Origin of the sequence: Pseudomonas sp. WS 5059, assembly GCF_012985525.1 — a bacterium.
GTDB lineage: Bacteria > Pseudomonadota > Gammaproteobacteria > Pseudomonadales > Pseudomonadaceae > Aquipseudomonas.
The window spans coordinates 24,938-50,806 of record NZ_JAAQWO010000012.1; the positions used below are offsets into that span (position 1 = coordinate 24,938).

25 protein-coding genes are annotated in these 25,869 nt (G+C 63.0%); 12 read left to right on the top strand and 13 right to left on the bottom strand.

Going from position 1 to position 25,869, the window contains the following annotated elements; all coding sequences use genetic code 11:
- Positions 1-18 precede the first annotated feature (18 nt).
- The 4 genes from lpxK to HBO12_RS26970 all read right to left on the bottom strand — a co-directional run bounded on the left by lpxK (position 19) and on the right by HBO12_RS26970 (position 4,420).
- On the bottom strand, positions 19-1,029 hold the full coding sequence (lpxK, locus tag HBO12_RS26955; protein WP_170043763.1) for a tetraacyldisaccharide 4'-kinase: 1,011 nt from the start codon (positions 1,027-1,029) through the stop codon (positions 19-21).
- Positions 1,029-1,457, bottom strand: coding sequence for an ExbD/TolR family protein (locus tag HBO12_RS26960; protein WP_029299722.1), 429 nt, complete (start codon positions 1,455-1,457; stop codon positions 1,029-1,031). Before HBO12_RS26960 ends, lpxK begins: the two co-directional genes overlap by 1 nt.
- Positions 1,454-2,089, bottom strand: coding sequence for a MotA/TolQ/ExbB proton channel family protein (locus tag HBO12_RS26965; RefSeq protein WP_029299724.1), 636 nt, complete (start codon positions 2,087-2,089; stop codon positions 1,454-1,456). Before HBO12_RS26965 ends, HBO12_RS26960 begins: the two co-directional genes overlap by 4 nt.
- Positions 2,090-2,164: 75 nt before the next feature.
- A complete protein-coding gene (locus tag HBO12_RS26970) occupies positions 2,165-4,420 on the bottom strand; it encodes a DNA internalization-related competence protein ComEC/Rec2 (protein WP_170043764.1) in 2,256 nt (751 codons plus the stop codon).
- A gap of 136 nt (positions 4,421-4,556) precedes the next feature.
- Between HBO12_RS26970 and HBO12_RS26975 the strand changes: the two genes are divergently transcribed.
- The 5 genes from HBO12_RS26975 to HBO12_RS26995 all read left to right on the top strand — a co-directional run bounded on the left by HBO12_RS26975 (position 4,557) and on the right by HBO12_RS26995 (position 10,018).
- Positions 4,557-5,072: a DUF2062 domain-containing protein gene (locus HBO12_RS26975; RefSeq protein WP_169955198.1), complete on the top strand. Its 516-nt coding sequence runs from the start codon at positions 4,557-4,559 to the stop codon at positions 5,070-5,072.
- 178 nt (positions 5,073-5,250) lie between these two features.
- Positions 5,251-8,004 carry a response regulator gene (locus tag HBO12_RS26980; RefSeq protein ID WP_169955197.1) on the top strand — a complete coding sequence of 918 codons (2,754 nt, stop codon included), beginning with the start codon at positions 5,251-5,253 and terminating at the stop codon, positions 8,002-8,004.
- Positions 8,005-8,115: 111 nt separating this feature from the next.
- The gene (locus HBO12_RS26985; protein ID WP_169955196.1) at positions 8,116-9,105 is read left to right on the top strand and encodes a 2-hydroxyacid dehydrogenase; all 990 of its coding nucleotides are present in this window, start codon (positions 8,116-8,118) and stop codon (positions 9,103-9,105) included.
- Positions 9,106-9,176: 71 nt separating this feature from the next.
- Positions 9,177-9,617, top strand: coding sequence for a hypothetical protein (locus HBO12_RS26990; protein ID WP_169955195.1), 441 nt, complete (start codon positions 9,177-9,179; stop codon positions 9,615-9,617).
- Positions 9,614-10,018 carry an META domain-containing protein gene (locus HBO12_RS26995; RefSeq protein WP_169955194.1) on the top strand — a complete coding sequence of 135 codons (405 nt, stop codon included), beginning with the start codon at positions 9,614-9,616 and terminating at the stop codon, positions 10,016-10,018. The genes HBO12_RS26990 and HBO12_RS26995 overlap by 4 nt, the downstream gene beginning before the upstream one ends.
- A 40-nt stretch (positions 10,019-10,058) precedes the next feature.
- Here the strand turns inward: HBO12_RS26995 and HBO12_RS27000 are convergent, their stop codons facing one another.
- On the bottom strand, positions 10,059-10,520 hold the full coding sequence (locus tag HBO12_RS27000; RefSeq protein WP_057439622.1) for a TlpA disulfide reductase family protein: 462 nt from the start codon (positions 10,518-10,520) through the stop codon (positions 10,059-10,061).
- A gap of 115 nt (positions 10,521-10,635) precedes the next feature.
- On the opposite strand from HBO12_RS27000, the gene arsC reads away from it, so the two are divergent.
- The 3 genes from arsC to HBO12_RS27015 are packed head-to-tail and all read left to right on the top strand — an operon-like array spanning position 10,636 to position 12,003.
- Positions 10,636-10,989: an arsenate reductase (glutaredoxin) gene (arsC, locus tag HBO12_RS27005; RefSeq protein ID WP_170043765.1), complete on the top strand. Its 354-nt coding sequence runs from the start codon at positions 10,636-10,638 to the stop codon at positions 10,987-10,989.
- Entirely contained in the window at positions 10,986-11,600 is a 615-nt protein-coding gene (gene wrbA, locus HBO12_RS27010; protein WP_169955192.1) for an NAD(P)H:quinone oxidoreductase, read from the top strand. Before arsC ends, wrbA begins: the two co-directional genes overlap by 4 nt.
- On the top strand, positions 11,584-12,003 hold the full coding sequence (locus HBO12_RS27015) for a DUF2069 domain-containing protein (RefSeq protein WP_038442506.1): 420 nt from the start codon (positions 11,584-11,586) through the stop codon (positions 12,001-12,003). The genes wrbA and HBO12_RS27015 overlap by 17 nt, the downstream gene beginning before the upstream one ends.
- 125 nt (positions 12,004-12,128) lie before the next feature.
- Here the strand turns inward: HBO12_RS27015 and HBO12_RS27020 are convergent, their stop codons facing one another.
- Together HBO12_RS27020 and ttcA are read right to left on the bottom strand one after the other, a co-directional pair.
- Complete coding sequence (locus HBO12_RS27020; protein WP_057960415.1) at positions 12,129-12,800, bottom strand: DNA-3-methyladenine glycosylase I; 672 nt, start codon at positions 12,798-12,800, stop codon at positions 12,129-12,131.
- Positions 12,801-12,867: 67 nt separating this feature from the next.
- Entirely contained in the window at positions 12,868-13,692 is an 825-nt protein-coding gene (ttcA, locus tag HBO12_RS27025; protein ID WP_029299748.1) for a tRNA 2-thiocytidine(32) synthetase TtcA, read from the bottom strand.
- 909 nt (positions 13,693-14,601) lie between these two features.
- Here ttcA and HBO12_RS27030 point away from each other — a divergent pair.
- Together HBO12_RS27030 and HBO12_RS27035 are read left to right on the top strand one after the other, a co-directional pair.
- A complete protein-coding gene (locus HBO12_RS27030) occupies positions 14,602-15,204 on the top strand; it encodes a Yip1 family protein (protein WP_057439628.1) in 603 nt (200 codons plus the stop codon).
- A 129-nt stretch (positions 15,205-15,333) separates the two neighbouring features.
- Positions 15,334-15,828: a SprT family zinc-dependent metalloprotease gene (locus HBO12_RS27035; protein WP_169955190.1), complete on the top strand. Its 495-nt coding sequence runs from the start codon at positions 15,334-15,336 to the stop codon at positions 15,826-15,828.
- A gap of 115 nt (positions 15,829-15,943) precedes the next feature.
- On the opposite strand, the gene HBO12_RS27040 is transcribed toward HBO12_RS27035, so the two are convergent.
- Complete coding sequence (locus HBO12_RS27040) at positions 15,944-17,125, bottom strand: CaiB/BaiF CoA transferase family protein (protein WP_170043766.1); 1,182 nt, start codon at positions 17,123-17,125, stop codon at positions 15,944-15,946.
- Positions 17,126-17,276: 151 nt separating this feature from the next.
- Positions 17,277-18,608, bottom strand: coding sequence for a dicarboxylate/amino acid:cation symporter (locus HBO12_RS27045; RefSeq protein ID WP_169955188.1), 1,332 nt, complete (start codon positions 18,606-18,608; stop codon positions 17,277-17,279).
- Positions 18,609-18,942: 334 nt separating this feature from the next.
- On the opposite strand from HBO12_RS27045, the gene HBO12_RS27050 reads away from it, so the two are divergent.
- Positions 18,943-19,941, top strand: coding sequence for an AraC family transcriptional regulator (locus tag HBO12_RS27050; protein ID WP_170043767.1), 999 nt, complete (start codon positions 18,943-18,945; stop codon positions 19,939-19,941).
- A gap of 105 nt (positions 19,942-20,046) precedes the next feature.
- Here the strand turns inward: HBO12_RS27050 and HBO12_RS27055 are convergent, their stop codons facing one another.
- Together HBO12_RS27055 and HBO12_RS27060 are read right to left on the bottom strand one after the other, a co-directional pair.
- Positions 20,047-21,393, bottom strand: a complete 1,347-nt coding sequence (locus HBO12_RS27055) for an ATP-binding protein (protein ID WP_170043768.1) — start codon at positions 21,391-21,393, stop codon at positions 20,047-20,049.
- The gene (locus tag HBO12_RS27060; RefSeq protein ID WP_169955185.1) at positions 21,390-22,067 is read right to left on the bottom strand and encodes a response regulator transcription factor; all 678 of its coding nucleotides are present in this window, start codon (positions 22,065-22,067) and stop codon (positions 21,390-21,392) included. The genes HBO12_RS27055 and HBO12_RS27060 overlap by 4 nt, the downstream gene beginning before the upstream one ends.
- A gap of 148 nt (positions 22,068-22,215) precedes the next feature.
- Here HBO12_RS27060 and HBO12_RS27065 point away from each other — a divergent pair, with 148 nt between their 5' ends.
- Positions 22,216-22,932, top strand: a complete 717-nt coding sequence (locus HBO12_RS27065) for a 4'-phosphopantetheinyl transferase family protein (protein ID WP_170043769.1) — start codon at positions 22,216-22,218, stop codon at positions 22,930-22,932.
- Between the two features lie 83 nt (positions 22,933-23,015).
- Here HBO12_RS27065 and HBO12_RS27070 read toward each other — a convergent pair whose 3' ends face one another.
- Together HBO12_RS27070 and HBO12_RS27075 are read right to left on the bottom strand one after the other, a co-directional pair.
- Positions 23,016-24,626, bottom strand: coding sequence for an ATP-binding protein (locus tag HBO12_RS27070; protein ID WP_169955183.1), 1,611 nt, complete (start codon positions 24,624-24,626; stop codon positions 23,016-23,018).
- Positions 24,623-25,348 (bottom strand): response regulator, encoded by a 726-nt coding sequence (locus tag HBO12_RS27075; RefSeq protein ID WP_169955182.1) that lies wholly within the window; start codon positions 25,346-25,348, stop codon positions 24,623-24,625. Before HBO12_RS27075 ends, HBO12_RS27070 begins: the two co-directional genes overlap by 4 nt.
- Positions 25,349-25,869: the final 521 nt, after the last annotated feature.

Consider the following 25,869-nt stretch of genomic DNA (forward strand, 5'->3'; position numbering starts at 1 on the left):
TTCCTGGATAAAAGCGTTTTAAGGCAAAAGTCGAGCGGGCAGCAGACGCATCAGTTGCGTGTCGAACCAGGCGATAAACGCCGGTGACGGTGCCGCATCAACTGCAAGGTACCACCAGTGTGCCTGGGCAAAGGCGCGGCACTTCACCGCGTCCTTTTCAGTCATGACCAGCGGCAGCGACGGCGTAAAATTCAGGACCTCGGCGCTGTAGGGCGCATGGTCGGCAAACGCATGGGGTATCGGCCGCCAGTGTAGCGTTTCAAGGGTATTGAAGAAACGTTGCGGGTTGCCGATACCGGCGACCGCATGCACCTGCTGCCCCACGGGAAAATGGTCCAGCGGCCGGCGCTCGCCGGTCAGCAGGTTGACCAGCGTGGTCGGCAGCAGACGGAAAGCAAAGCCGTCCTCACGATCAGCCCCGGCGCCGTTATAGAGCAGGGCATCGACGCTGTGCAGGCGCTCGACCGGCTCGCGCAACGGCCCGGCAGGCAGGCAGCGGCGATTGCCCAGGCCACGGGCGTTGTCGATCAGCACCAGTTCCAGGTCACGGGCCAGGCGGTAATGCTGCAGGCCATCGTCGGAGAGGATCAGGTCCAGGGTCTCGCTGGCCAACAGGGCTTGCACCGCACGGCTGCGATCGGGGTCGATCATCAGCGGGACGCAGCTGCGCTGCACGATCAACAACGGCTCGTCGCCGGCCACTTGAGCGCTGTCGCTAGCCTGCACCCGCCATGGCAACTGCGCAGGCTTGGCCCCGTAGCCACGGCTGACCACGCCGACCCGCAGGCCACTGCGCTGGCAATGCTCGATCAACCACAGGATCAACGGCGTCTTGCCCGTGCCACCCACGGTGATATTGCCGACTACCACGATGGGCACCGGCGCTTGATAGATCGTGCCCTCGCCCGCCAGGAACCGCTCGCGCTTGCGCCTGACCACCCGGCGATAGAGTGCCTCCAGAGGTTGCAGGAGCTTGAGCGCCGGGTGGCCGTCATACCAGGCCTGGAGCAAACGATCGGACAAGGCCATCAGGGCTGCCCCGCCGCCTCGACGGTGGTCATGCGCAAATGGCTGAAACCGAGCTTGCCGGCAGCATCCATCGCGGTGATCACGGCCTGGTGTGGGGTCTTGCCATCGGCGCTGATGGACAGCGGCATTTGTGTATCACCGCCGGACTCCTTCTGCAGCGCATCCATCACGCTGGCCACGTCGTTTTTCTCAAGCAACTGGTTGTTCACCGAAAACACCCCTTCGGCGCTGATGGTGATCTCCAGTTGCTTGAGCTGCTGGTCTTCGGCCGGCGAGCCGCTGACGGCTTCCGGTAGCTCGACCCGCAGTTGGGTTTCCCGGGTAAAGGTGGTGGTGACGACAAAAAACAGCAGCAGGATAAACACCACATCGATCAACGAGGCCAGGTTGATATCGACGGTTTCCCGGGGCTTGCGGCGAAATTTCACGCTTTGCCCTCGACCAGGTCGACATCGCGGTCGCCCTGGACCACTTCCACCAGCTTGATGGCTTCCTGTTCCATGCCCACCACCAGTTCATCGATGCGCCGTTGCAGGAAACGGTGGAAAAACACCGCCGGGATACCGACCATCAGGCCCGCCGCCGTGGTGATCAAGGCCTTGGAAATCCCCCCGGCCAATACCGAGGCGTTGGTGGTCATGCCCGAACCGGTAAAGGCGCTGAAGATATCGATCATGCCCAGCACCGTGCCGAGCAGGCCGAGCAACGGCGCCATTGCGGCGATGGTGCCCAGGGCATTGATATAGCGCTCCAGCTCGTGGATCACCCGGGCGGCGGCTTCTTCAATGCACTCCTTCATGATCTCGCGACCGTGCTTGGAGTTGGCCAGGCCAGCGGCGAGGATCTCGCCCAGGGGGGAATTGGCCCGCAGTTCCTTGAGCTTTTCCTTGTCCAGTTGCTTGTCCTTGATCCAGCGCCAGACCTGCCCCAGCAGATGATCAGGGGTTACACGGCTGGCGCGCAGGGTCCACAGGCGTTCGGCAACAATGCCGAGTGCGGCGATGGAGCTCAGAATGATCGGCAACATCATCCAGCCGCCGGATTTGACCAATTCCCACACAGTGAATGTCCCCTCGAAAAAGTGCGCCACTTTAGCATACAGGCTGGCGAGGAAGGACCTGCCTGCCGACAGCCATCATGTCGCAGGTACCGGCCTTTGGTAACTGTCAGTGACGGGCGCACGCCAGAAACGACGCTGGCTGCGTGCCATGATCGGCGCCTCGAAAGCCCCCAGGCGCAGGCGCAGGGCGCCCTGCTCGGCGCTGTCATAAATGGCGCTGTGAAAATGCTGGTAGCGTGCCAGCACTTGCGGGTGCGGATGGCCAAAGCTATTGCCGGGCCCCCGAGAGATCAGCACCGCCTTGGGGGCCAATTGCTGGACAAACGGCCATGACGAAGAACTGCGGCTGCCATGATGGGGCACTTGCAACCAATCCGTGGCGACCGCCAGGGGTGTGGCCAACAAGGCGCGCTCGGCCTCGCGGTCGATATCGCCGGTCAGCAGCAACCGTTCGCCATTGGCCTGGACCTGCAGCACGCACGACTTCGCATTGCCATTGCTGGCATCCGCCCATTGCCACAGCTCAAACGCCACGCCGTCCCACTCCCATTGCTCACCGCTGACACAGGCCTGGGTATCGAGAAATGCCGGCAGGCCCTGGGTTTCCCCGCCCACCACGCGCTTGACCGGCAACCCGCGCGCGATCGCCGCAGCGCCTCCGGCATGATCGGCGTCGGCATGGCTGAGCAGCATCAAGTCCAACTGGCCAACCCCCAGCTTGCGCAGAGCCGGCAGAACCACGCGCTCACCGAGATCGAAGTCCCCCACCCGTGGCCCGGCGTCATACAACAGCACGTGGTTGCGGGTGCGCAACACGATCGACAAGCCCTGGCCGACATCCAGTTGCTCCACCGCCACCTGGCCCAACGGGATCGACTCACGGGGCGGGAACACCGCCAGCAGCAACAAAGGCCACCCCAGCAGGCGAAAGGGAATGCCCTTGGGCATCGATAACAGCACGGCGCCCAGCACACTGAGCAACCAGTAGCCCACGGGCACCTCGGCCGGCAGCCACGCAGGTATGTGCCCGGCCAGCAAGGTCAGGGCGCTGAACAGCCAATCCAGCGCGCCACCCGCCAACCACAGCAGGCCACTGCCCAGCCACGGCACTGCCAGCAACAACGTGCCCGCCAGCGCCAACGGCAGCACCAGCAGGCTGATCCACGGCACGGCAAACAGATTGGCCAGCGGCGCACTCAAGCTGATCGGCAAGCCGAGTATCAATAGCAGCGGAAACAGCCCGATAGCGATCAGCCACTGGGCACGGCTCCAGGCCTGCCACGCACGCCAGGGCCCCAGACGGCCGCTGAAGGCCAGCAGCAACACGGCCACGGCGGCAAATGACAACCAGAAACCCGGTTGCAGGCTGGCCAGGGGTTCAAGGATCAATACTGCATTGAGTGCCAGCAGCAGGGGCCACCAGATCCCCAGATGGCGAAACCGCAGGCGCCACAGCAACACCAGCCCCACCATCACACAGGCCCGCTGCACCGGCACGGCAAAACCGGCGAGCACGCCATAGGCCAGCGCCGCGGCGAATGCCAGGCCACAGGCCCAGGGTAACCAGGGCAAGCGCCTGGGCCAGCAACCGTAACGGGCCAGGCCGGCCACCAGCGCATAGATCAGCCCCGACAACAGGCCGATATGTTGGCCAGAGATGACCAACAGATGCACGGTGCCGGTGTCCTGCAAGATGCGCCAGTCCTCGGCGGCCAAACCGGAGCCGTCGCCCAGTACCAAGGCGGCCAGTCCGGCTGCGCGTCCCTGGGCATCCACCGCCAATAACTGCTGGCGGATCCCATCGCGCCAGGCATGTCGGGCAGGCGCCAGGCGCTGGCCATCCTTGACCGACCCGGTCGCTCCCACACGCTGGGCCAATAGCCAGGCCTCCTGGTCGAAACCATGGAAATTCAGCAGGCCGGACGGGCGTTTGAGAGTGACAGCCAAACGCCAGCGCTCCCCGCTGCGCACTGGCGGGCCTCCCTGCCAACTCAGCCGGATGCGCTGGGGCAGCCGGTCCTGGCGTGACCGGCTGTCGCTCAGCTCGAAGCGCACCAGCCCATTGGCCTGCTGCGGTAGCCCACTGACGCGCCCTTCCAGCCAACGGGTCTGGCCGTCCAGCGCGGGGATGAGCCGGTCGTCGAGAGCCCGTTGCGCGCTGAAACAGGCCCACGCCAGGCCCAACAGGAAAAGCGCCAGCGGATAAGTACGAAACGGCAGCAGCATCAACGCCACCACCAACATGACCAGCAACCAACCGACCGGCGGCAAGGCAGGCAGCAGGCGCAACGCCAGTAGCCCCAACGCCAGCGCAAACATCCCTGTGCGCATGGATCATTCCTTTAAAGTGACCCATCGAGTGTTAGCCGAGTGGTTCAAGGCGAACTATGATTTTTTGTCACAAAGTCTGAATTTCCCGTTCGTAGAATACGGGCATACTTGCCCCTCGAACTGACCTGGACCCCTTATGCCACGGCGCTTATTCAAACGGTACATGCCCGATCCGACCAGCATTCGGGAACACAAGTCCTTACGCTTTCTCGGCACGCTGCTCCATGACCCCAACCTCTGGCACCTCAATCGGCACTCGGTTGCCCGGGCCATGGCTGTCGGTCTGTTTGCCGCATTCATTCCCATTCCCTTGCAGATGCTGTTGGCCGCCGTCCTCGCCATCTCCGTGCGCGGCAATATGCCCATCGCCGTGAGCCTGGTGTGGCTGACCAACCCGATTACCATGCCCGTGGTGTTTTTCTGCACCTATATGACCGGCACCTGGCTGATGAACATCCCGCCGCGCACCCTGCCCGATGAACTGACCTGGGAATGGATCAGCGGGCAACTGTCGACCATGTGGCAGCCGTTCCTGCTGGGCTCGGTGGTGATGGGCCTGGTATTGGGCGCGCTGGCGTACTGCCTGACCATGGTGTACTGGCGGTGGTGGGTAGGTCATCAGTGGAAAAAACGCCAGCAGCGTAATCGGTAGTAGCCAAGGGGCCTTGCTGGCGCCAGCGCCGCGATGCAGCAACCCGACATGCCAGCGCCTTGCCCCCTCAAGCATCTTTTGCAAGATTCCAAGCCCCTCATATGGCTACACTGCGCAGGTGGCGCAGGCCGGATGCCTGCGTAGAATCTCGACATCAGTGTGGTAGCAGGAGAGTGGCGTGCTAAGAAGAATGGGGATAAAAGGCCGCGTACTGTTGCTGACCTTGTTGCCTACCAGCCTGATGGCATTGCTGTTGGGCGGTTATTTCACCTGGATGCAGCTCTCGGACCTGCAAACCCAATTGCTCAATCGCGGCGAGATGATCGCCGAACAGCTGGCGCCGCTGGTGGCACCGGCATTGGGCAACAAGAACACCGATCTGCTGGAACGCATCGCCACCCAGTCCCTGGAACAAGTCGATGTACGGGCCGTGTCCTTCCTGGCGCCCGACCGCACGCCCCTGGCCCATGCCGGCCCGACCATGCTCAACCAACCGCCCATCGGCAACAGCTCGCATCTGTTGCAACGCACCGGCAATGACGCCACCCGCTACCTGCTGCCCGTGTTCGGCCGTCATCGCAACCTCGCTGGCGAGCTGATCCCCGACGAAGCCGATCGCCTGCTGGGCTGGGTCGAGCTGGAACTGTCCCATAACGGCATGCTGCTGCGCGGCTATCGCAGCCTGTTCGCCAGCCTGATGTTGATCGCCATCGGCCTGATCTGCACCGCCGCCCTGGCCTTGCGCATCAGCCGCACGATCAACTCGCCCATCGGCCAGATCAAACAAGCGGTGGCGCAGCTCAAGGATGGCAACCTGGAAACCCGCTTGCCGCCCCTGGGCAGCCAGGAGCTGGATCAGTTGGCGTCCGGCATCAACCGCATGGCCGAAACCCTGCAAAATGCCCAGGAAGAACTGCAACACAGCATCGACCAGGCCACCGAAGACGTGCGCCAGAACCTGGAAACCATCGAGATCCAGAACATCGAGCTGGACCTGGCCCGCAAGGAAGCCCTGGAGGCCAGCCGCATCAAGTCGGAGTTCCTGGCCAACATGAGCCATGAAATCCGCACGCCGCTCAATGGCATCCTCGGTTTCACCCACCTATTGCAGAAAAGCGAGCTGTCGCCCCGCCAGCTGGATTACCTGGGCACCATCGAAAAGTCCGCCGACAACCTGCTGGGCATCATCAACGAAATTCTCGACTTCTCGAAAATCGAAGCCGGCAAGCTGGTGCTCGACAATATCCCGTTCAACCTGCGCGACCTGCTGCAAGACACCCTGACCATCCTCGCCCCGGCCGCCCACGCCAAACAGCTGGAGCTGGTGAGCCTGGTCTACCGCGATACGCCGCTATCGCTGGTGGGCGACCCGCTGCGTCTCAAGCAGATCCTCACCAACCTGGTCAGCAACGCCATCAAGTTCACCCGCGAAGGCACCATCGTCGCCCGGGCCATGCTCGAAGACGAACAGGAAGACAGCGTGCAATTGCGCATCAGCGTGCAGGACACCGGCATCGGCCTGTCGAACCAGGATGTGCGCGCCCTGTTCCAGGCCTTCAGCCAGGCCGATAACTCGCTGTCGCGCCAGCCCGGTGGCACTGGGTTGGGCCTGGTGATCTCCAAGCGCCTGATCGAGCAGATGGGCGGTGAAATTGGCGTCGACAGCACGCCGGGCCAGGGTTCGGAGTTCTGGATCAGCCTCAACCTGCCCAAGACCCGCGACGATATCGAAGACCTGCCCGCCCCGCCGCTGCTGGGCCGGCGCGTGGCGGTGCTGGAGAATCACGAACTGGCGCGCCAGGCCCTGCAACACCAGCTGGAAGACTGCGGCCTGGAGGTCACGCCGTTCAACAGCCTGGAGAACCTGACCAACGGCATTACCAGCGCACACCAGACCGAACAGGCGATCGACCTGGCCGTACTGGGCATCACCGCCAACGACATTCCGCCGGAGCGCCTCAACCAACACCTGTGGGACCTCGAACACCTGGGCTGCAAAGTGCTGGTGTTGTGCCCGACCACCGAGCAGATGCTCTTCAACCTGTCGGTGCCCAACCCCAATAGTCAGTTGCAGGCCAAGCCGGCCTGCACCCGCAAATTGCGCCGGGCGCTGTCCGACCTGATCAGCCCGCGGCCGTTGCGCAGCGAACCGGGCGAGCCGCTGTCCAGCCGCGCGCCACGGGTACTGTGTGTCGACGACAACCCGGCCAACCTGTTGCTGGTACAAACCCTGCTCGAAGACATGGGCGCCAAGGTGCAGGCCGTAGAAAGCGGCTATACCGCCATCGAGGCGGTGAAAAAAGAAGCCTTCGACCTGGTGCTGATGGACGTGCAGATGCCCGGTATGGACGGCCGCCAGAGTACCGAGGCGATTCGCCAGTGGGAAAGCGAGCGCCACGGCACGCCGCTGCCTATCGTCGCGCTGACGGCCCACGCCATGGCCAATGAAAAGCGCGCCCTGCTGCAAAGCGGCATGGATGACTACCTGACCAAACCCATCAGCGAACGGCAACTGGCCCAGGTGGTGCTCAAATGGACCGGCCTGGCCCTGCGCAACCAAGGCCCGGAACGCGCCGTCGAAGGCCACGGCCCCGCCGCGCAACTGCCGGTGCTGGACCATGAGGAAGGCCTGCGCCTGGCGGCCGGCAAGGCTGACTTGGCCGCCGATATGCTGGCCATGCTGCTGGCGTCCCTGGAGGCCGACCGTGAGGCGGTCTGCGTTGCCCGCGAAGCCAACGACAATAACGCGCTGATCGAACGGGTCCACCGCCTGCACGGCGCCACCCGCTACTGCGGCGTGCCGCAATTGCGTGCAGCCTGCCAACGCGCCGAAACCCTGCTCAAGCAGGATGACGCCAAAGCCATGGCCGCCCTCGATGAGCTGGACCTGGCCATTGCCCGCCTGGCCAGCGAAGCGCGGGTCAACGCCTGATATAGAGCAACACGCCCAACGCCAACGACGGGCAACATCTCCTGTAGGCGCCGGTACGCCGGTGCCTACAGGATTTGTGTCACCACACGCTATTTTGCAGGGAGCCTTTTGATGCGCATCATCCTCTTCAGCAGCCAGACCTACGACCGCGACAGCTTTCTCGCCCAACCCTTGCCCGCAGGCATGGAGCTGCAATTCCAACCAGCGCGCCTGAACCTCGACACCGTGGCCCTGGCCGACAAGCACGAAGTGGTCTGTGCGTTTATCAACGACGACCTCAGCGCCCCGGTGCTCGAACACCTGGCCGCCGGCGGCACGCGGCTGATCGCCCTGCGCTCGGCCGGCTACAACCATGTAGACCTGGCCGCCGCCAAGCGCCTGGGCCTGACCATCGTGCGCGTGCCGGCGTACTCGCCCCACGCGGTGGCCGAACATGCCGTGGCCCTGGTGCTGGCCCTCAACCGCCGCCTGCACCGCGCCTACAACCGCACCCGCGACGGCGACTTCAGCCTGCACGGCCTGACCGGCTTCGACCTGGTGGGCAAGACCGTGGGCGTGGTGGGCACCGGGCAGATCGGCGCGACCTTTGCCAAGATCATGGCTGGCTTTGGCTGCACCTTGCTGGCGTACGACCCCTATCCCAATCCGCAGGTCGAAGCCCTTGGCGCGTGCTATGTCAGCCTGCCCCAACTGCTGGCCGAGGCGCAGATCATCAGCCTGCACTGCCCGCTGACCGCCGACAGCAAGCACCTGATCAATGCGCAATCCCTGGCCCATATGCAGCCGGGGGCGATGTTGATCAATACCGGGCGTGGTGGCCTGGTGGATACCCCGGCGCTGATCGAGGCGCTCAAGGACGGGCAATTGGGCTACCTGGGCCTGGATGTGTACGAAGAAGAAGCCCAGCTGTTTTTTGAGGACCGCTCGGACCTGCCCTTGCAGGACGATGTACTGGCGCGCCTGCTGACTTTCCCCAACGTGATCATCACCGCGCACCAGGCATTCCTCACGCGCGAGGCGCTGGCGGCGATTGCCGGGACCACCCTGGCCAATATCCAGGCCTGGGCCAACGGCCAGCCACAAAACCTGGTGCACGGATGATCAACGGTCACATACCGCACGCATGGTAAACAGACGAGCGTGATAGGATGCCGCGCCTATTTGGAGGATCCATGGCCGAACACGATTTCCGCTTCAGTTTGCTGAGCCCACAACACACCCTGATCGAATGCCGCGCCCTGGTGCCGGGTCGTTACCAAGTCACCGGCAATGGTGGCTCGATCAAGCATGGCGATGTGCTGATCGTCACCTTGCGCGGCAGCAAGACCCTGTCGATGCGCCTGACCGTCGAAGGCGATGCGCGCTACTCCATCCGCCCGGCCGGGCAATGGGTGGCCATGGCGCAGGGGCCGAAGTTCGGCGAACTGGAGATTCACACCTGGAAGGTCAATTGCGACAGCTGCGACGCCGTGCTGGAGTTTGAGTTCTCGGTAGAAACCAAACTGACCAAGGAACCGCTGCAACCGGCCGCCACTGCGCGCATTGCCGAGTTGGGCTGGGCCACCGTCGGCGACAAGCACCGTTGCCCGAAATGCCAGCAGGCCGCGCCATGAAGAGCCTGCTGATGGTCGCAGCGCTGGGCGCAGGCCTTGCCGGCTGCGCCAGCGATGAGGTCAAGCTCAAGCAGGATCACAGCTACATCGTCGAATGGATCGGCGAACGGCCCCTGATGGACTACGCCCACCTGACCGTGACCCTCGGAGCCGATGGGCGGGCCTATGGCAATGGCGGCTGCAACCACTGGTTCGCACCGTACAGCCTGGACGGTGACAAACTCAGCTTTGGCAAGATCGGCAGCACCCGCAAGCTGTGTGCCGAAGCCCTGATGGAGCAGGAGCAGCGCTTCTTCAAGGCCCTGCAAACCGTGCAACGCTGGGACATCTCGCCCATCGAGCAGACCCGCTTCTGGCCTGCCGAAGGCAAGCCACTGCGCTTGTGGCTGGAAGAAGGCTGACCACCCAGCAGGAGCCGGCTTGCCGGCTCCTGCAAGGGGTTTAGCCGCGCAGTTCCTTGAGTTTGGCCAATACGCCCGCCGCCGTCTGCTCGCCCAACATCTGTGCCCGCACCTTGCCCTTGTCATCAATGATGTAGGTCACCGGCAACGCTTCGCTGCGCGGGATATCAAAAATCGCCTCGGGGTTCTGCGCCAGTACGGTGAACTTGATGCCCAGCTTCTCGCTGGCGCTCTTGAGCTCTTCACCCTGCACATTGTCGAAGTTGACGCCGAACACGCTGACCGGCTGGCCCTTGAGTTGCTCGGCCAGGGCGTTGAGTTCGGGGATCTCGATGCGGCACGGGCCACACCATTCGGCCCAGTAATTGATCACCAACCATTGTTTGTCGACGCGCTCGGACGCGACTTTCTGGCCGTATTGGTCAACGCCATAATCATTGCCGCAGCCGCTGAGCAGGAGTGTGGTGATAACTGCCAGTGCGCCTATCAGTCGCCGTGTCATGGGGTAATCCTTAGCAAAAATGAACGTGGGCTGCGGCCGATCGCCTCTTACGGTTTAAGGACACGCCGCAGCGCGGGTAGAATACCCGCCACCTTACGCAAGATGCGACCCGCACATGACCGATCTGACGCTTTATCACAACCCGCGCTGCTCGAAATCCCGCGGTGCGCTCGAACTGCTGCAAGCCCGTGGCCTCACGCCCAACGCGGTGCGTTACCTGGAAACACCGCTGGACGCCGCGCAGCTTGAAGCCCTGCTCGGCAAGCTGGGGATCGGCGCCCGGCAATTGCTGCGCACCGGCGAAGACGAATACAAGACCCTCAACCTGGCCGACGCCAGCCTCAGCGAGGCGCAGTTGATTGCCGCCATCGCCGCCCATCCCAAATTGATGGAACGGCCGATCCTGGCCACCGCCGACAAGGCCGTGATTGGCCGTCCGCCGGAAAACATCCTGGAGCTTCTGCCGTGAGCGCGCCCTACATCCTGGTGCTGTATTACAGCCGCAACGGCTCGGTCAGCGAAATGGCCCGGCAAATTGCCCGGGGCATCGAGCAAGGCGGCCTGGAAGCGCGCCTGCGCACTGTGCCGGCGATTTCCAGCGAATGCGAGGCCGTCGCCCCGAGCATCCCCGCCGAAGGCGCACTCTACGCCAGCCTCGACGACCTGAAGAACTGCGCGGGCCTGGCCCTGGGCAGCCCGACGCGTTTTGGCAACATGGCCGCGCCGCTGAAGTACTTTCTCGACGGCACCAGTAACCTGTGGCTGACCGGCGCCCTCGTCGGCAAGCCAGCCGGGGTCTTCACCTCGACCGCCAGCCTGCACGGCGGCCAGGAAACCACCTTGATGTCCATGCTGCTGCCGTTGCTGCACCACGGCATGCTGATCACCGGCCTGCCCTACAGCGAACAGGCCTTGCTCGACACCCAGGGCGGCGGCACGCCCTACGGCGCCAGCCACCATTCCGGCGCTGACGGCAAACGCGCCCTGGACCCCCATGAAATCGCGTTGTGCCGCGCCCTGGGCCTACGCCTGGCGAAAACTGCGGCGAAACTGGAGAGTGGCCGTGGCCAAGAAGCCTAAAGTCCTGCCGGCCCAGGCCTGGCTGGAACCCCGGGTCAAAGTGGCACGGGCCTTGAGCCTGCTGGCGTTCCTGGGCCTGGTGGGGTTGCTCTGCGTGTACTACCTGCTGGTCGCCGACCTGCATGGCGCGCGGCCCTGGGTGATCTTGCTGATCGAACTGGTGCCGTTGCTGATCCTCGCGCCGGGCATGCTCATGGGCAGTGCGCGCGGGCATTCGTGGATGTGCTTTGTGGTGAATCTGTATTTCATCAAGGGCGCCCTGGCGGCCTATGACCCGAACCGCCAGTGGTTTGGCGTGCTGGAGATGCTGGCGAGCCTGGCGGTGTTCTGCACGGCGCTGCTGTATGTGCGCTGGCGGTTCCAGCTGAATCGGCGGTTGGCGGGGGAAGGTCAGCCAGCCTGAGGGGTATGTGGGGCCAGCCAGGCCCCCATCGCAGGCAAGCCAGCTCCCACAGGGGAATGCATTCCAAATGTGGGAGCTACGGTGGTGCGACGATTCGACTTGCCTGCGATGGCAGCACCGCGGTCTCAATGGTTGACGGTAAACGCCAGCATCATCGACAACTGGCACATCGGCCGCCCGCTCTCGGCGTGCCATTGGTTGAACGCCGCCTGCACCGTCGCCAGGTCCCGCAGGCTGGTGGGGGCCTTGTCGACAATCTCCTGCGCATTCAGCGCCGCGACTACGTCGTAGCTCGGCACAAACGTGTCCTTGCCCACCATGCGCAAAAAGCGCGGCGCCGACAGCCCGCCCAACTGGTGGCCGTGCTTGCTCAGGTATTTCCACAAGCCGACGATATCGGTCACCGGCCAGTCGGCGATCAACGCCGCGAAGCTGCCCTTCTCCTGCTCGACATCGAGGATCATCTGCGCATTGCGCGGCACGCTCTTGAGCTTGCCCAGGTGGCGGATGATCCGCGTGTCCTGCATCAGCCGCTCAAGGTGCTCGGCGCCCATCAACACGACTTTCTCGGGATCGAAGCCGAAGAACACTTGCTCGAACGCCGGCCACTTGGCGTCCACTACACTGTGCTTGAGCCCGGCGCGAAACACCCGCAGCGACAGGGTCGACAGGTAGCGGTCATCGCTGATCTGGCGCAATTGCGCCGGCGTCTTGGGCACAGGCAGGTGGGCTTCGAGCTCGGCCGCCGAACCAAAGCGGTTCAGACAGTATTCGTGCAGCCATTTGTAATCGCGCATGCCCTCTCCTACGGGTTGAAATGAAAACGGCGCCTATGAGCGCCGTCTGTCAGAGCCTGGAAAAGACTCAGAGGTTCACAATGTTGACGAAGCGCGAAGCGGCGGTCTCGTCGATGCGCAGGCTGGTGAAGTCGAACAGGTTGCGGTCGGCCAGTTGCGACGGGATCACGTTCTGCAAGCTGCGGAAGATGCTTTCGGTGCGCCCCGGCGTCTTGCGCTCCCACTCCTGGAGCATGTCCTTGACCACCTGGCGCTGCAGGTTCTCCTGGGAGCCACAGAGGTTGCAGGGGATGATCGGGAATTGCTTGAAGTCGGAGTAGGCCTGGATGTCCTTCTCGTTGCAATACGCCAGCGGGCGGATCACCACGTTGCGGCCGTCGTCGGCGCGCAGCTTGGGCGGCATGGCCTTGAGGGAGCCGTTGAAGAACATGTTGAGAAAGAACGTCTCGACGATGTCGTCGCGGTGATGACCCAGGGCCATCTTGGTTGCGCCAATTTCATCGGCAAAGGTGTACAGGGTGCCACGGCGCAGGCGCGAGCACAGCGAGCAGGTGGTCTTGCCTTCCGGGATCAGTTCCTTGACCACCGAATAGGTGTCTTTCTCGACGATGTGGTACTCGATGCCCAGGGTCTTGAGGTAGGCCGGCAGCACGTCCTCGGGGAACCCGGGCTGCTTCTGGTCCATGTTGACGGCAACGATGTCGAACTTGATCGGCGCGACCTTCTGCAGGTGCATCAGCACGTCCAGCATGGTGTAGCTGTCCTTGCCGCCGGACAGGCAGACCATGACCTTGTCGCCCTCCTCGATCATGTTGAAGTCAGCGACAGCCTCACCGGCCAGGCGCCGCAGGCGTTTTTGCAGTTTGTTCTGATTGACGGTAAGGGTGCCCATGGCGCTTGGATCCGCGAAAAAGGTGTGTGACGAAAAGCCGGGCATTTTAGCGGTATGGAGCACCGAGTTCCAATGTGGGACGGGCTTGCTCCCGATAGCGGCAGTCCAGCCACTGTTTCTGGTAACTGACCCACCGCCATCGCAGGCAAGCCAGCTCCTACACTTGATCTGTGGTGGGGCCAAAATTCTCTGCCTCAGTGAGATCCCCTGTGGGAGCGGGCTTGCCCGCGATAGCGGCAGTCTAGCCACTGTTTCTGGCAACTGGCCCACCGCCATCGCAGGCAAGCCAGCTCCTACACTTGATCTGTGGTGGGGCCAAAATTCTCTGCCCCAGTGAGATCCCCTGTGGGAGCGGGCTTGCCTGCGATAGCGGCAGTCTAGCCACTGTTTCTGGTAACTGACCCGCCGCCATCGCAGGCAAGCCAGCTCCTACACTTGATCTGTGGTGGGGCCAAAATTCTCTGCCCCAGTGAGATCCCCTGTGGGAGCGGGCTTGCCCGCGATAGCGGCAGTCCAGCCACTGTTTCTGGTAACTGACCCACCGCCATCGCAGGCAAGCCAGCTCCTACACTTGATCTGTGGTGGGGCCAAAATTCTCTGCCCCAGTGAGATCCCCTGTGGGAGCGGGCTTGCCCGCGATAGCGGCAGTCCAGCCACTGTTTCTGGCAACTGACCCACCGCCATCGCAGGCAAGCCAGCTCCCACAGGGGACTGCATTCCACGTCACAGACCCAGGCGCGATTAAGCCCAGTGTTTACAGCGCAATTTGCTCTAAAGCCCCACACTTTTTCCGGTCATGACTTCCTATACTGCGACATAAGGTCGCACATGTATCCAGACCTTTCAGGCCACTTGGCCGGCGGGCGCTCCGCTTGGGGGGCGATGGTAATAACGACAGGAGTGACTGGCATGATCCATCACGTCGTGGGGCTTTTCACCCATCCCGACCAGGAATGGCGGGAAATTCGTGGCGATAAAGAAGAAAGCATCGGCCACATGTACCTCACTCACACGCTGATTCTTGCGGCGATCCCCGCCGTATCAGCCTTTATCGGCACCACCCAGGTCGGCTGGGTCATCGGCAATCGCTCCCCGGTCATGCTGACCCAGGAAAGTGCATTGTGGATGACTATCATGTCGTACCTGGCGATGCTCGGCGGCGTTGCGGTGATGGGCGCCTTCATTCACTGGATGGCGCGCACCTACGACGCCAATCCGAGCATGGCGCGCTGCGTCGCGTTCGCCACCTATACCGCGACGCCACTGTTTATCGGCGGGCTGGCGGCGCTGTATCCGCATATGTGGCTGGGCATGGTCGTGGGCACGGCCGCCATCTGCTACACGGTGTACCTGCTGTATGTGGGATTGCCGACCTTCATGAGCATCGACCCGGACGAAGGCTTCCTGTTTTCCAGCTCGGTACTGGCCGTAGGCCTGGTGGTACTGGTGGCGATCATGGCGTTTACCGTGATTGTCTGGGGCCTGGGCGTGGGGCCGATCTACACCAACTAGCCGTCTTACCAGCGCAGGAACAGCCACCGCAAGGTGGCTTTGTGCGTTATGCATGACCATTCGGCGCCTGACAGATTCGGAAACACCCGTGGATGCGGCATACTGGGCGTCTCTGGAGATATGTACAGCATGCCCGAGCAACTCAATACCCGCGTCGAAGATTGTTTCCTACAAGCCGAATCCTTTTTCAAACGAAGTTTCAAACGCCCCCAGGTCAGCCTCAAGCTGCGTGGGCAGAAAGCCGGTGTCGCGCATTTGCACGAGAACCTGCTGCGCTTCAACCCCCAGTTGTACCGAGAAAACAGCCAACACTTCCTCAAACAGACGGTGGCCCACGAAGTGGCGCATTTGATCGCCCACCAGTTGTTTGGCGAGCGCATCCAGCCCCATGGCGAGGAATGGCAACTGATCATGCGCGGGGTCTACGAATTGCCGCCTGATCGCTGCCATACCTATGAGATTCAGCGCCGGCGGGTGACTCGTTATATCTACCGGTGCCCGTGTGCCGACAGTGACTTCCCGTTCTCGGCCCAGCGCCATGGGCTGGTGAACCAGGGCCGGCGGTATTTGTGCCGGCGCTGTCGGGAGACGTTGGTGTTTACTGGGGAGACGCGGGTGGAGTGAGGTTTTTGGGGGCCTGTTCGGGCCCCTTCGCGGGCAAGCCCGCTCCCACATTTTGATTTGTGAATACATTCAGAATGTGGGAGCGGGCTTGCCCGCGAAGGGGCCCGAACAGCCACTACCCCACCACCCTGGCACCCCGCAGCTCGGCGATCCGCTGAGTGCTCAAACCCAATTCCCCCAGCACCTGATCACTGTGCGCCCCCACCGCAGCGCCAATATGCCTCGGCTGCGGCACGCCCTCGGAAAACTTCAGCGGGCACGCCATCTGCGCCTGGAACGAGCCATCCCCGCGGGGCACTTGGCTCACCAGTGCCCGAGCCTGCAACTGCGGATGCTCCAGGGCTTCGCCAAGGCTGAGCACCGGCTCCACGCAAGCATCGACCCCGGCAAACAATGCACACAGTTCCTCAAAACTGTGTCGCTCAAACTCAATCTGCAATGCCTGCTTGAGCGCCTTCTGCTGCTCGGGCTTGGGTGACAGGCCCTGGGCCGCCAATTCCGGGCGCCCCAGCGCGCCACACAGTTGCTGCATAAACCCCGGCTCCAGGCTACCCACCGACAGCCAGCGCCCGTCCCGCGAGCGGTAGTAATCGTAGAAGCTGCCGCCATTGAGTATCTGGTCTTCGCGCCCAGGCTCCACGCCACAGGCCAGGTAGGCCGCGCCGGCCATGCCGTTGAGGCTGAAGGCGCAGTCGGTCATGCTCACGTCCAGGTACTGGCCCAGCCCGCTGTGCTGGCGCGCAATCACCGCCGCCAGCAGGCCGACCACGGCATGCAACGAGCCGCCGCCCACATCCGCCAATTGCACGCCCAGGGGCACTGGGCCGCTGTCCTGGCGCCCGGTGTAGCTGGCGACGCCAGACAGGGCCAGGTAGTTGATGTCATGGCCGGCGCGGCCCTTGTAGGGGCCGGTCTGACCATAGCCGGTGATGGACACATAGATCAGCTTCGGGTTGAGCGCCTTCAACGCCTCATACCCCAAGCCCAGGCGTTCCATGACTCCGGGGCGGAACTGCTCCAGCACAATGTCGTACTCCGCCACCAATTGCCGCACGATCTCCAGCGCCTCGGGCTGCTTGAGGTCCAGGGCCAGGCTGCGCTTGTTGCGGTTGAGGTAGGCATGACTGGCCGACACGCCACGGTCGTGGGGCGGCAACACCCGCAGCAGGTCCATGCGCGTGGGGGATTCGATGCGCAGCACCTCGGCGCCCATGTCCGCCAACAGCAGCGAGGCAAAAGGCCCCGGCAGCAAGGTCGAGAAATCCAGCACTTTAAGGGACGCCAAGGGGCCTGACATGGGAGCTCCGATTCCAGTTCGATGGGGCACAGAGTAGTCAGCCTTGGGCAACAGCGGCAATTACCGTAAGCATCATCGACAGTGACCGTTGTGCTCGTGCGCCCATAAAAAAACCCATCCGAAGATGGGTTTTTCAGGACTGCGCCAGCGTTTACTTGATCGCTGGTGCCGGGCCTTCGGCCACGCCCAGGTCATCCAGTTCGCGGGTTTCGGAGATACCGGTACCGCCGGAATCCAGCTCGCTTTGCAGCTTGTCGGTGTCCAGTTCCTTGACCCACTTGGCGACGACGATGGTCGCCACGGCGTTACCGACCAGGTTGGTCAGGGCACGGGCCTCGGACATGAAGCGGTCGATACCGAGGATCAGCGCCAGGCCGGCAACCGGCAGGTGGCCAACCGCCGACAGGGTTGCGGCCAGGACGATAAAGCCACTACCGGTCACGCCCGCAGCGCCTTTGGAGGACAGCAACAGCACCAGCAGCAGGGTGATCTGGTGGGTGATGTCCATGTGGGTGTCAGTCGCCTGGGCGATGAACACGGCAGCCATGGTCAGGTAGATCGAAGTACCGTCGAGGTTGAAGGAGTAGCCCGTCGGGATCACCAGGCCTACAACCGACTTCTTGGCACCCAGGCGTTCCATCTTGATCAGCATGCGCGGCAGTGCGGATTCGGAGGAGGAAGTACCGAGGACGATCAGCAGCTCTTCACGGATGTAGCGCACCAGCTTCAGGACGCTGAAGCCGTGGGCGCGGCAGATGCCACCCAGGACCACCAGCACGAACAGCACGCAGGTGATGTAGAAGCAGATCATCAACTGGCCCAGTTGCACCAGCGAGCCGACACCGTAGGCACCGATGGTGAACGCCATGGCGCCCAGGGCACCGATTGGCGCAAGCTTCATGATCATGTTGATGATGTTGAACATCACGTGGGCGAAGCGATCGATGAAGTCCAGCACCGGCTTGCCGTAGGCACCCAGGCGGTGCAGGGCGAAACCGAAGATCACCGAGAACATCAGCACTTGCAGGATATCGCCGTTGGCGAAGGCGCCGACGATGGTGTTGGGGATCACGTTGAGGATAAAGCCGACGATGCTCTGGTCTTTACCGGCAGTGACATAGGCCGCGACTTTCGAAGCGTCCAGGGTCGCAACGTCGATGTGCATGCCAGCGCCTGGCTGCACCACGTTGACCACGACCAGGCCGATCAGCAGGGCGATGGTGGAGACGATTTCGAAGTACAGCAGCGCGTAGCCGCCGGTCTTGCCCACCGACTTCATGTTCTGCATGCCGGCGATGCCGCTAACCACGGTACAGAAGATGATCGGGGCGATGACCATTTTGATCAGCTTGATAAAGCCGTCACCCAATGGCTTGAGGGCCACACCGGTCTGCGGGTAGAAGTGACCGAGCAGGATACCGATAACGATGGCAACGATTACCTGGAAATACAGGGTTTTGTAGAACGGCTGACGAGTCGTCATTGCAAAGTTTCCTCAAGAGTCCCGTGGGGCAAATATCCGCCATTGCCCACGACACTTGAATTGCGAACCCTCCTGCACTGGAGGGATTTGTTTTGGCGAGCTGCTGGCTGGCAGATCTGTAATCCCTATCGCAAACGGCGTGCCACTTTCCTCAAAAGCCCTGGAGCCCGCAAAACATGGGGGTTGATGGCTATCAGCGGTGGTTTTGCAGATGACGACAGGTGGCGGATATCCGCCCAGCGATCCGATCTCGTCCTACAATTTGGCGGATATCCGCCTTGTCCACCCACAGCACGATGGCTACCATCGGCCACTCAATGGACGAGGCCCCTGCATGCGCGAACGCACCATCGCCAGTCATTACGCCCGCGCCGCCCTGGGCGGCGCGCGCCGGGCCGGCTACGACTGCTCGACGCTGTTGCAGCAACTGGGGATTACCCCGGAACTGCTGGCAGAACCCCGCGCGCGCATCGCGCCGGAGCAGTTCACGCAACTGTTGCAGCGGTTGTGGCTGGCCCTGGATGACGAATACCTGGGCTTCGCCGATGGGCCGAGCAAGCGCGGCACCTTTGCCATGATGTGCCACGCACTGATTCACTGCCGCACCCTGGAGAAGGCCCTGGAGCGCGGGCTGCTGTTCTACAGCCTGTTCCCCCAGGGGCCACGCTGGCGCCTGAGCCGTGAAGGCGACATGGCGCGCCTGAGCCTGGATGACTCGCAACTGTGGGACCCGGATCATTTCTTGAGCGAAAGCCTGCTGGTGATCTGGCATCGCCTCGGCAGTTGGCTGATTGGCCAGCGTATCCGCCTGGAGCAGGCAACCTTCAGCTACCCGATGCCGGCCCATGCCAGCGAATACGACCTGCTGTTCCCCTGCCCTCTGGTGTTCAGCGCGTCCAGCAGCAGCCTGCTGTTCCACTGCCGCTACCTGAACCTGCCTCTGCTACAGGATGAGCGCACCCTCAAGCTCTTCCTCGAACGCTCACCCGCCGACCTGCTGTCCCGGCCAGACGAAGGCGACAGCCTGCGCAGCCAGTTACGCCGCCTGCTGAGCCGCGACCGCACGCCCTGGCCAGACCTGGAGGCCGTGGCGCAGCACCTGCACATCAGCCCCCAGACCCTGCGCCGGCATTTGCGTGACGAAGGCACCAGCTTCCAGGCACTCAAGGACGAATTGCGCCGCGATATTGCGATTTTTCATCTGGGGCGGGCGGATCTGTCGTTGCAGGAGATTGCCGAGCAGTTGGGGTTTTCCGAGCCGTCGGCGTTTCATCGGGCGTTCAAGAAGTGGACGGGGGTGACGCCGGGGGCTTATCGGGCGCAGGAGAGTTGAGGTCGGGCCCTATCGCAGGCAAGCCAGCTCCCACATTTAATTGTGTTCACACATCAAAATGTGGGAGCTGGCTTGCCTGCGATAGGGCCGGCGAATCAACAAAGATCACAGCGCCGGAAAATGAATCCTGAACGCCGCGCCTCCTAAAGGCGAATCCCCCAGGGTCAACCGCGCGCCGTAGCTCTCAATAATATCCTTGACCACCGCCAACCCGATCCCCTGCCCCGGATGCTGGCGATCCAGGCGCTCGCCGCGCTGCAGGATCCGCGCACGCTGGTCGGGGGGCACGCCGGGGCCGTCGTCTTCGATGCACAAGCGCACGCCATCGGCACCTTCATCCAGGGTCACGCGCACTTCGCTCAGGCACAGGCGGTAGGCGTTTTCCAGCAGGTTGCCGAGCAATTCCAGCAAGGCGCCCTGCTCGATGGGCACGTCGCATTGCTCCGGCAACGCGAAAGACACCCGCACGCGTTTGTCGCGGTAGACCTTGTCCAGGGTGTCACACAGGCTTTGCAGCACCGGCCGCAAGCGCACCTGGTGGCGCACCAGGCCGCTTTTGCGCAGGCTGGCGCGCTGCAACTGGTAGCTGATCTGCTGGCTCATGCGCTCGATCTGCGACTGCAGGACCCTCGCCTGCTCAAGGTCCTGGGGGCGCTGGGCCATGTCTTCACTCACGCCCTGCAACACCGCCAGCGGGGTTTTCAGGCTGTGGGCCAGGTCGTCCAAGGAGTCACGGTAACGGGTGCGCTGCTCGCGCTCGCTGTGCAGCAAGCGGTTGAGGGAGCCGGTCAGGCGCAGCAGCTCCCGTGGGTGTTGCTCACTGAGGCTTTCGCGGGTGCCGCCTTCGATTTCATCCAACTCCTGACTCAGCCGGCGCAAGGCCTGCAAGCCCCAGGTCAGGCCGATCCACAGCAGGCTCAACAGCACCAGCAAGGCGGCGCCGAAGCCCAGGTAGAGGTTTTCCCGCAGGCCTTCCAGGGTCACCTGGTATTCGCGCACCGGTTGCAGGGCGACGATACTGAACGCCGCGCTCTTGCCCCCCAGTAGCTTGACCTCGACGTCATACACGAAGAATTCCTGGCCGTTGGCCTCGCGAATCTTCGCAAACTCATTGCCGCGCCCGTCGTAGCGCGGGCGGTAGTTGATGTTTTCTTCGCGGGTCGCCCGCGAACGCCAGACCAGGTGGCCTTCGCGGTCATAGATGTAGCCCAGCAGGCGGCTGTCGGTCAGGTTGAAGCGCTCGTCCGGCAACTGCGCCGGCATCAGCAAGCGGTTGTTATCAACCCGCGCGGCAGAGATCAGTGTGGTCACATCCGACGCCAGGCGTTGCTCGATGGAATCCTGCAACGCCAGGCTGAACGCGCCCTGCATCGCCGGCAACAGCGCCAGCATGAACAACACGGCCAGGGTGGTGGCCGCCAGCATCAGGCGCACACGGAGCGAACGGATCAACGGCAGCGCTCGTTAAACAGGTAGCCCAGGCCGCGCACGGTATCGATGGGCTTGAACCCGGCCGGGCCTTCGAGCTTGCGACGCAGGCGGCCGACCAGCACCTCGATCACGTTCGGGTCGCGCTCGTCGTCATCGGGATAGAGTTGTTCCATCAACCGGTCCTTGGCCACCACTTGCTGGTGATGACGCATCAGGTATTCGAGGATCCGGTACTCATAGGCCGTCAGCGCCAGGGGCTGTTCGTCGAGGGACGCCTGCTTGCGGTTGAGGTCCAGCAGCAGCGGGCCGGCGACGATGGTCGATTGGGTAAAACCACTGGAGCGGCGCAGCAGTGCGTTCATCCGTGCCTCCAGTTCCTCGAACTGGAAGGGCTTGACCACATAGTCGTCGGCCCCGGCGGCCAAGCCTTCGACCTTGTCCTGCCAGTTGCCACGCGCGGTCAGGATCAGGATCGGGAAGGTCTTGGCCTGGGCCCGCAGTTGGCGGATCAGGTCCAGGCCGCCCATGCCGGGCAGGCCCAGGTCGATGATCGCCAGGTCGTGATTGAATTGCCCGGTCTGGTACAGCGCCTCTTCGGCGTTGGCCACGGCTTCGACCACGTGGCCGCTGTCGCCAAGACGGGTCAACAGGTGATGGCGCAACAACGCCTCATCTTCGACAACCAGCAATTTCATAACGCTCTCCAAGGCCAATCCACTGTCCCGCAGGGAAACATCATAGCGGCCCTGAAGGTATGCTTGTGCAGTTTACGGCCGTTGAACTGAACACAGTCTGAACCGGCGGGCTACCCAGGTGTGTGCCGCCCCGTGCAGAATAGCCGCCATGAACCTGATACCCGCCTGCTGCACCCCACTTGATGATCATTGGCCGCTGCCCGTCGCCTTGCCCGGCACGGTGTTCCTGAGCACCCGTTTCGAACCCAAACTGCTCGAGGCCGGTGACTTCCAGCGCTGCGCCGTGCCGCCACCGGCCAGTATCCAGCGTTCGGTGGCCAAGCGGCAGGCGGAGTTTCTGGCCGGACGGCTGTGCGCCCGCAGTGCCTTGCAACGGCTCGATGGCTTGGACTGCATCCCCGCCATCGGTGAGGACCGCGCGCCGGTCTGGCCCGCTCATATCAGCGGCTCGATCACCCACAGCGCGGGGCATGCAGCGGCTATCGTCGGGCACAAGGCGCAATGGCGCGGGCTGGGCATGGACCTGGAAAACCTGCTGCCCCTGGAACGGGCCGAGCGCCTGGCCGGGGAAATCCTGACCGCCGATGAGATGCAACGCATGGCCGCCGGGCCACGGGAACAGATTGCGCAGTGCGTGACCCTGACGTTTTCGGCCAAGGAGAGCCTGTTCAAGGCGCTCTACCCGATTGTGCACAAGCGCTTCTATTTTGAGCATGCCGAGGTGCTGGAGTGGTCTGATACAGGCTCGCTGCGCCTGCGGTTGCTGACGGAGTTGTCCAGTGAGTGGTGTTATGGCAAGGAGTTGGAGGCGCAGTTTGTGGTGCATGAGGGGCAGTTGTTGAGTGTGGTGGCTATCGGCGCCTGATAGATAGCTATCGCGGGCAAGCCCGCTCCCACATTTGACGGTGTTCACCCATCAAAATGTGGGGCTTGCCTGGGATGTCGGTCTCAAGGTTTGTCCTGATCCCGAGGCCAACTCAGGCTGAAACACGCGCCCCCCAGATTGTTGCTCTTGCTGATCAACGCCCGCCCGCCGTGCCAGTAGATAATCCGCCGCACAATCGACAAGCCCAGGCCATGCCCGCCCGAGGCCCGGGTGCGGCTGTCATCCAGGCGCAGGAAGGGGGTAAAGATCCGCTCCCAGGCACTTTCCGGAACCCCTGGGCCATCGTCTTCGACATCGATACGGCAACGCACCTGGCCCACCTGGTAGCTGATCAGCACCCGCGACTGGGCATGGCGCATGGCATTGCTCACCAGGTTTTGCAGGGCGCGGTGCAGATAGCGCGGCTCGGCATCGACCCAGGCCCCGTCCAGGTGCGCCGATGACAGGCACACCCCCCGCGCCACGTCGATCCCCGGCCGCAGGGGCGCCAACTCGCCGATCACCTGGTCGAGCAAGGCACTCAGGTCGACCCGCTGGAAACTCAAGGCCGGCGACCCCTGCTCCAGGCGGGCATAGGTCAGCATCTCGTCCACCAGGCCGTCGAGGTCCTGGATATCGCTGTCCATGCCTTCCATATATTTACGCCGGGCTTCGGGGGTGGCGGCTTCGCCGATCATCTCCAGGCCAAAACGCAGGCGCGCCACCGGCGTGCGCAGTTCGTGGGACACCGCGCGCACCAGTTCGCGCTGGATCGCCAGCAGGCGCTGCAAGTGCTCGGCCATGCCGTTGAAGGCCGATGCCAGGCGCCCTACCGAGTCGGCACCGCGCGCCGGCACCCGGGCTTCCAGGTTGCCTTTGGCGATGCGCGTGGCGGCCGCTTCCAGCCCGCGCAGGCGGCGTTCCAGCTGGCGCACCAGCAAATACACGATCAGGCCGATCAGGGTCAGGCCGATCAAAGCGATCAGCACCAGCCATTGCGCCGGGTAAGGGTTCATCTGGTACAGCGGACCGATTTCCAGGACCCACGGCGTGCCGACCATGCCGGCAAATACGCGGATCGAGTCGCCGCCCTTGCCCAGGGCCATCACCGTGTCGCCTTCAGCCACGCGCCGCCGCTGGTCCTCGTCCATGTCGGCTTCGTTCAGTTTCAGCAGGTGCATTTCAAAGCCGAAACCCTTGGCCTCCTTCAGGTCTGCCAACCGTTGCGGCTGCTCGGCCACCGGAAACCGCACGAGTTCGTCGGCCAGCAAATAAATGGTGGCCCGGGCCAGTTGCTCGCTGATCTGCTGCACTTCGCCGGTGAGCAGCAGTTGCTCTTTTTCACTGACCAGGCGCAACACCCGGGCCGCATGGGGCCCGGTCTGCTCCACCAGGACCTGGCCACGCTGCAGGCGATTGCGCTGGCTCAGGTCCAGGCGGGCATCCGCCACCGCCTGCAATTGCAAGGGAATCCCCAACAAACGCTCCCACACCGCCAGGGCGCGCTGGCGCTCGATGCTGCTCATGGGTTGCAGGTTGTCGCCCATCAGGGCAAACGTGCCGTGGGCCAGGCGCTCGCGGTACTGGCCGCTGCGCACCTCATTGAGCAGATGCAGGGCCAGGACGCCGAGCAGGGCCACCAGGATCAGCGCCGCACACATGCCGCCATAGATGCGCAGGAAGATCGAGTTCACGACAGCATATCGGCGCAAGCTTCGGGGACGAACAGGTAGCCTTTGCTGCGAATGGTCTTGATCAGGCGCGGGTGGATCGGGTCGTCGCCGATTTTCGGACGGATCCGCGAGATGCGTACGTCAATGGAGCGGTCCTGGCCGTCGTAGCCGATCCCGCGCAGGGCGGTGAAGATCTCTTCCCGGGACAGGATGCGCCCGGCATTGGCCACCAATAGCCACAACAGGTCGAATTCGGCGCTGGTCAGCTCGATACCGCCGTCGTGCAGCCAGGCTTCGCGCAAGGCGTTGTCCACCACCAACGGGCCGAATTGCAGGCGCCGCTGTTTCTCCGCGGCGGCGGGCTCGGCGCTTTCGCTGCGCCGCAGCAAGGCCTGGATCCGCGCCAGCAGCAGGCGCGGGCGCACGGGTTTGCATACATAGTCATCGGCGCCCATGTCCAGGCCCAGGACCTGGTCCATGTCGTCGGTACGCGCGGTGAGCATCAGGATCACCCCGTCGTAGCGCTCGCGCACCTTGCGGCAGATGCTCAGGCCGTCTTCGCCGGGCAGCATCAGGTCGAGGATCACCAGGTCCGGCTGCTCGGCAATGATCCGCGCCACCGCCAGGGCGCCGTTGCCCTCTATGGCGACCCGCAGGCCGTTGCTTTCCAGGTAGTCACGGGTCAACTCAGCCAGACGCTGGTCATCCTCGACAATCAGTACCTGCCAGGCTTCTTGCTCCACGGGTGGTCCTCGTTTTTATAAGGGATTTGTCCGGACTGCGCAGGTCCAAATGTGGGAGTGGGCTTGCCCGCGACAACGGTGGATCAGTAGTAGATATGTTGCCTGACACACTGCTATCGCGGGCAAGCCCACTCCCACATTTGGATCTTCGCCAGCCATACCTAATTTGTCATGCACAAAGGGCATAACCGTGTAGGAATAAAAGGCCGATTGTAGCCATGGCCCAACCCTCAAACACAAGCCAGGAAATGCATTCGGTGATCGCGTTTTTTTGTGATAGGGTTCGCGCCCGCAAAAATCCAACCGGGTGTTTTCAGCTTGGAATATTCGGTGACAAACGGTGCGATGCAGCAGTACTGCGGCCTACACGGTGGTTCTACCTTTCATACACATTTTACCCACAGCGTTATCCACAGGTAGTGCGTTGCTAAGCCCCCCAAAACGCATTATCTTGTACCTCGTTGCCAAAAAAACCCTACATGTAGGGTTTCAAGCGAAAAGACCAAACACAAATCAGACAA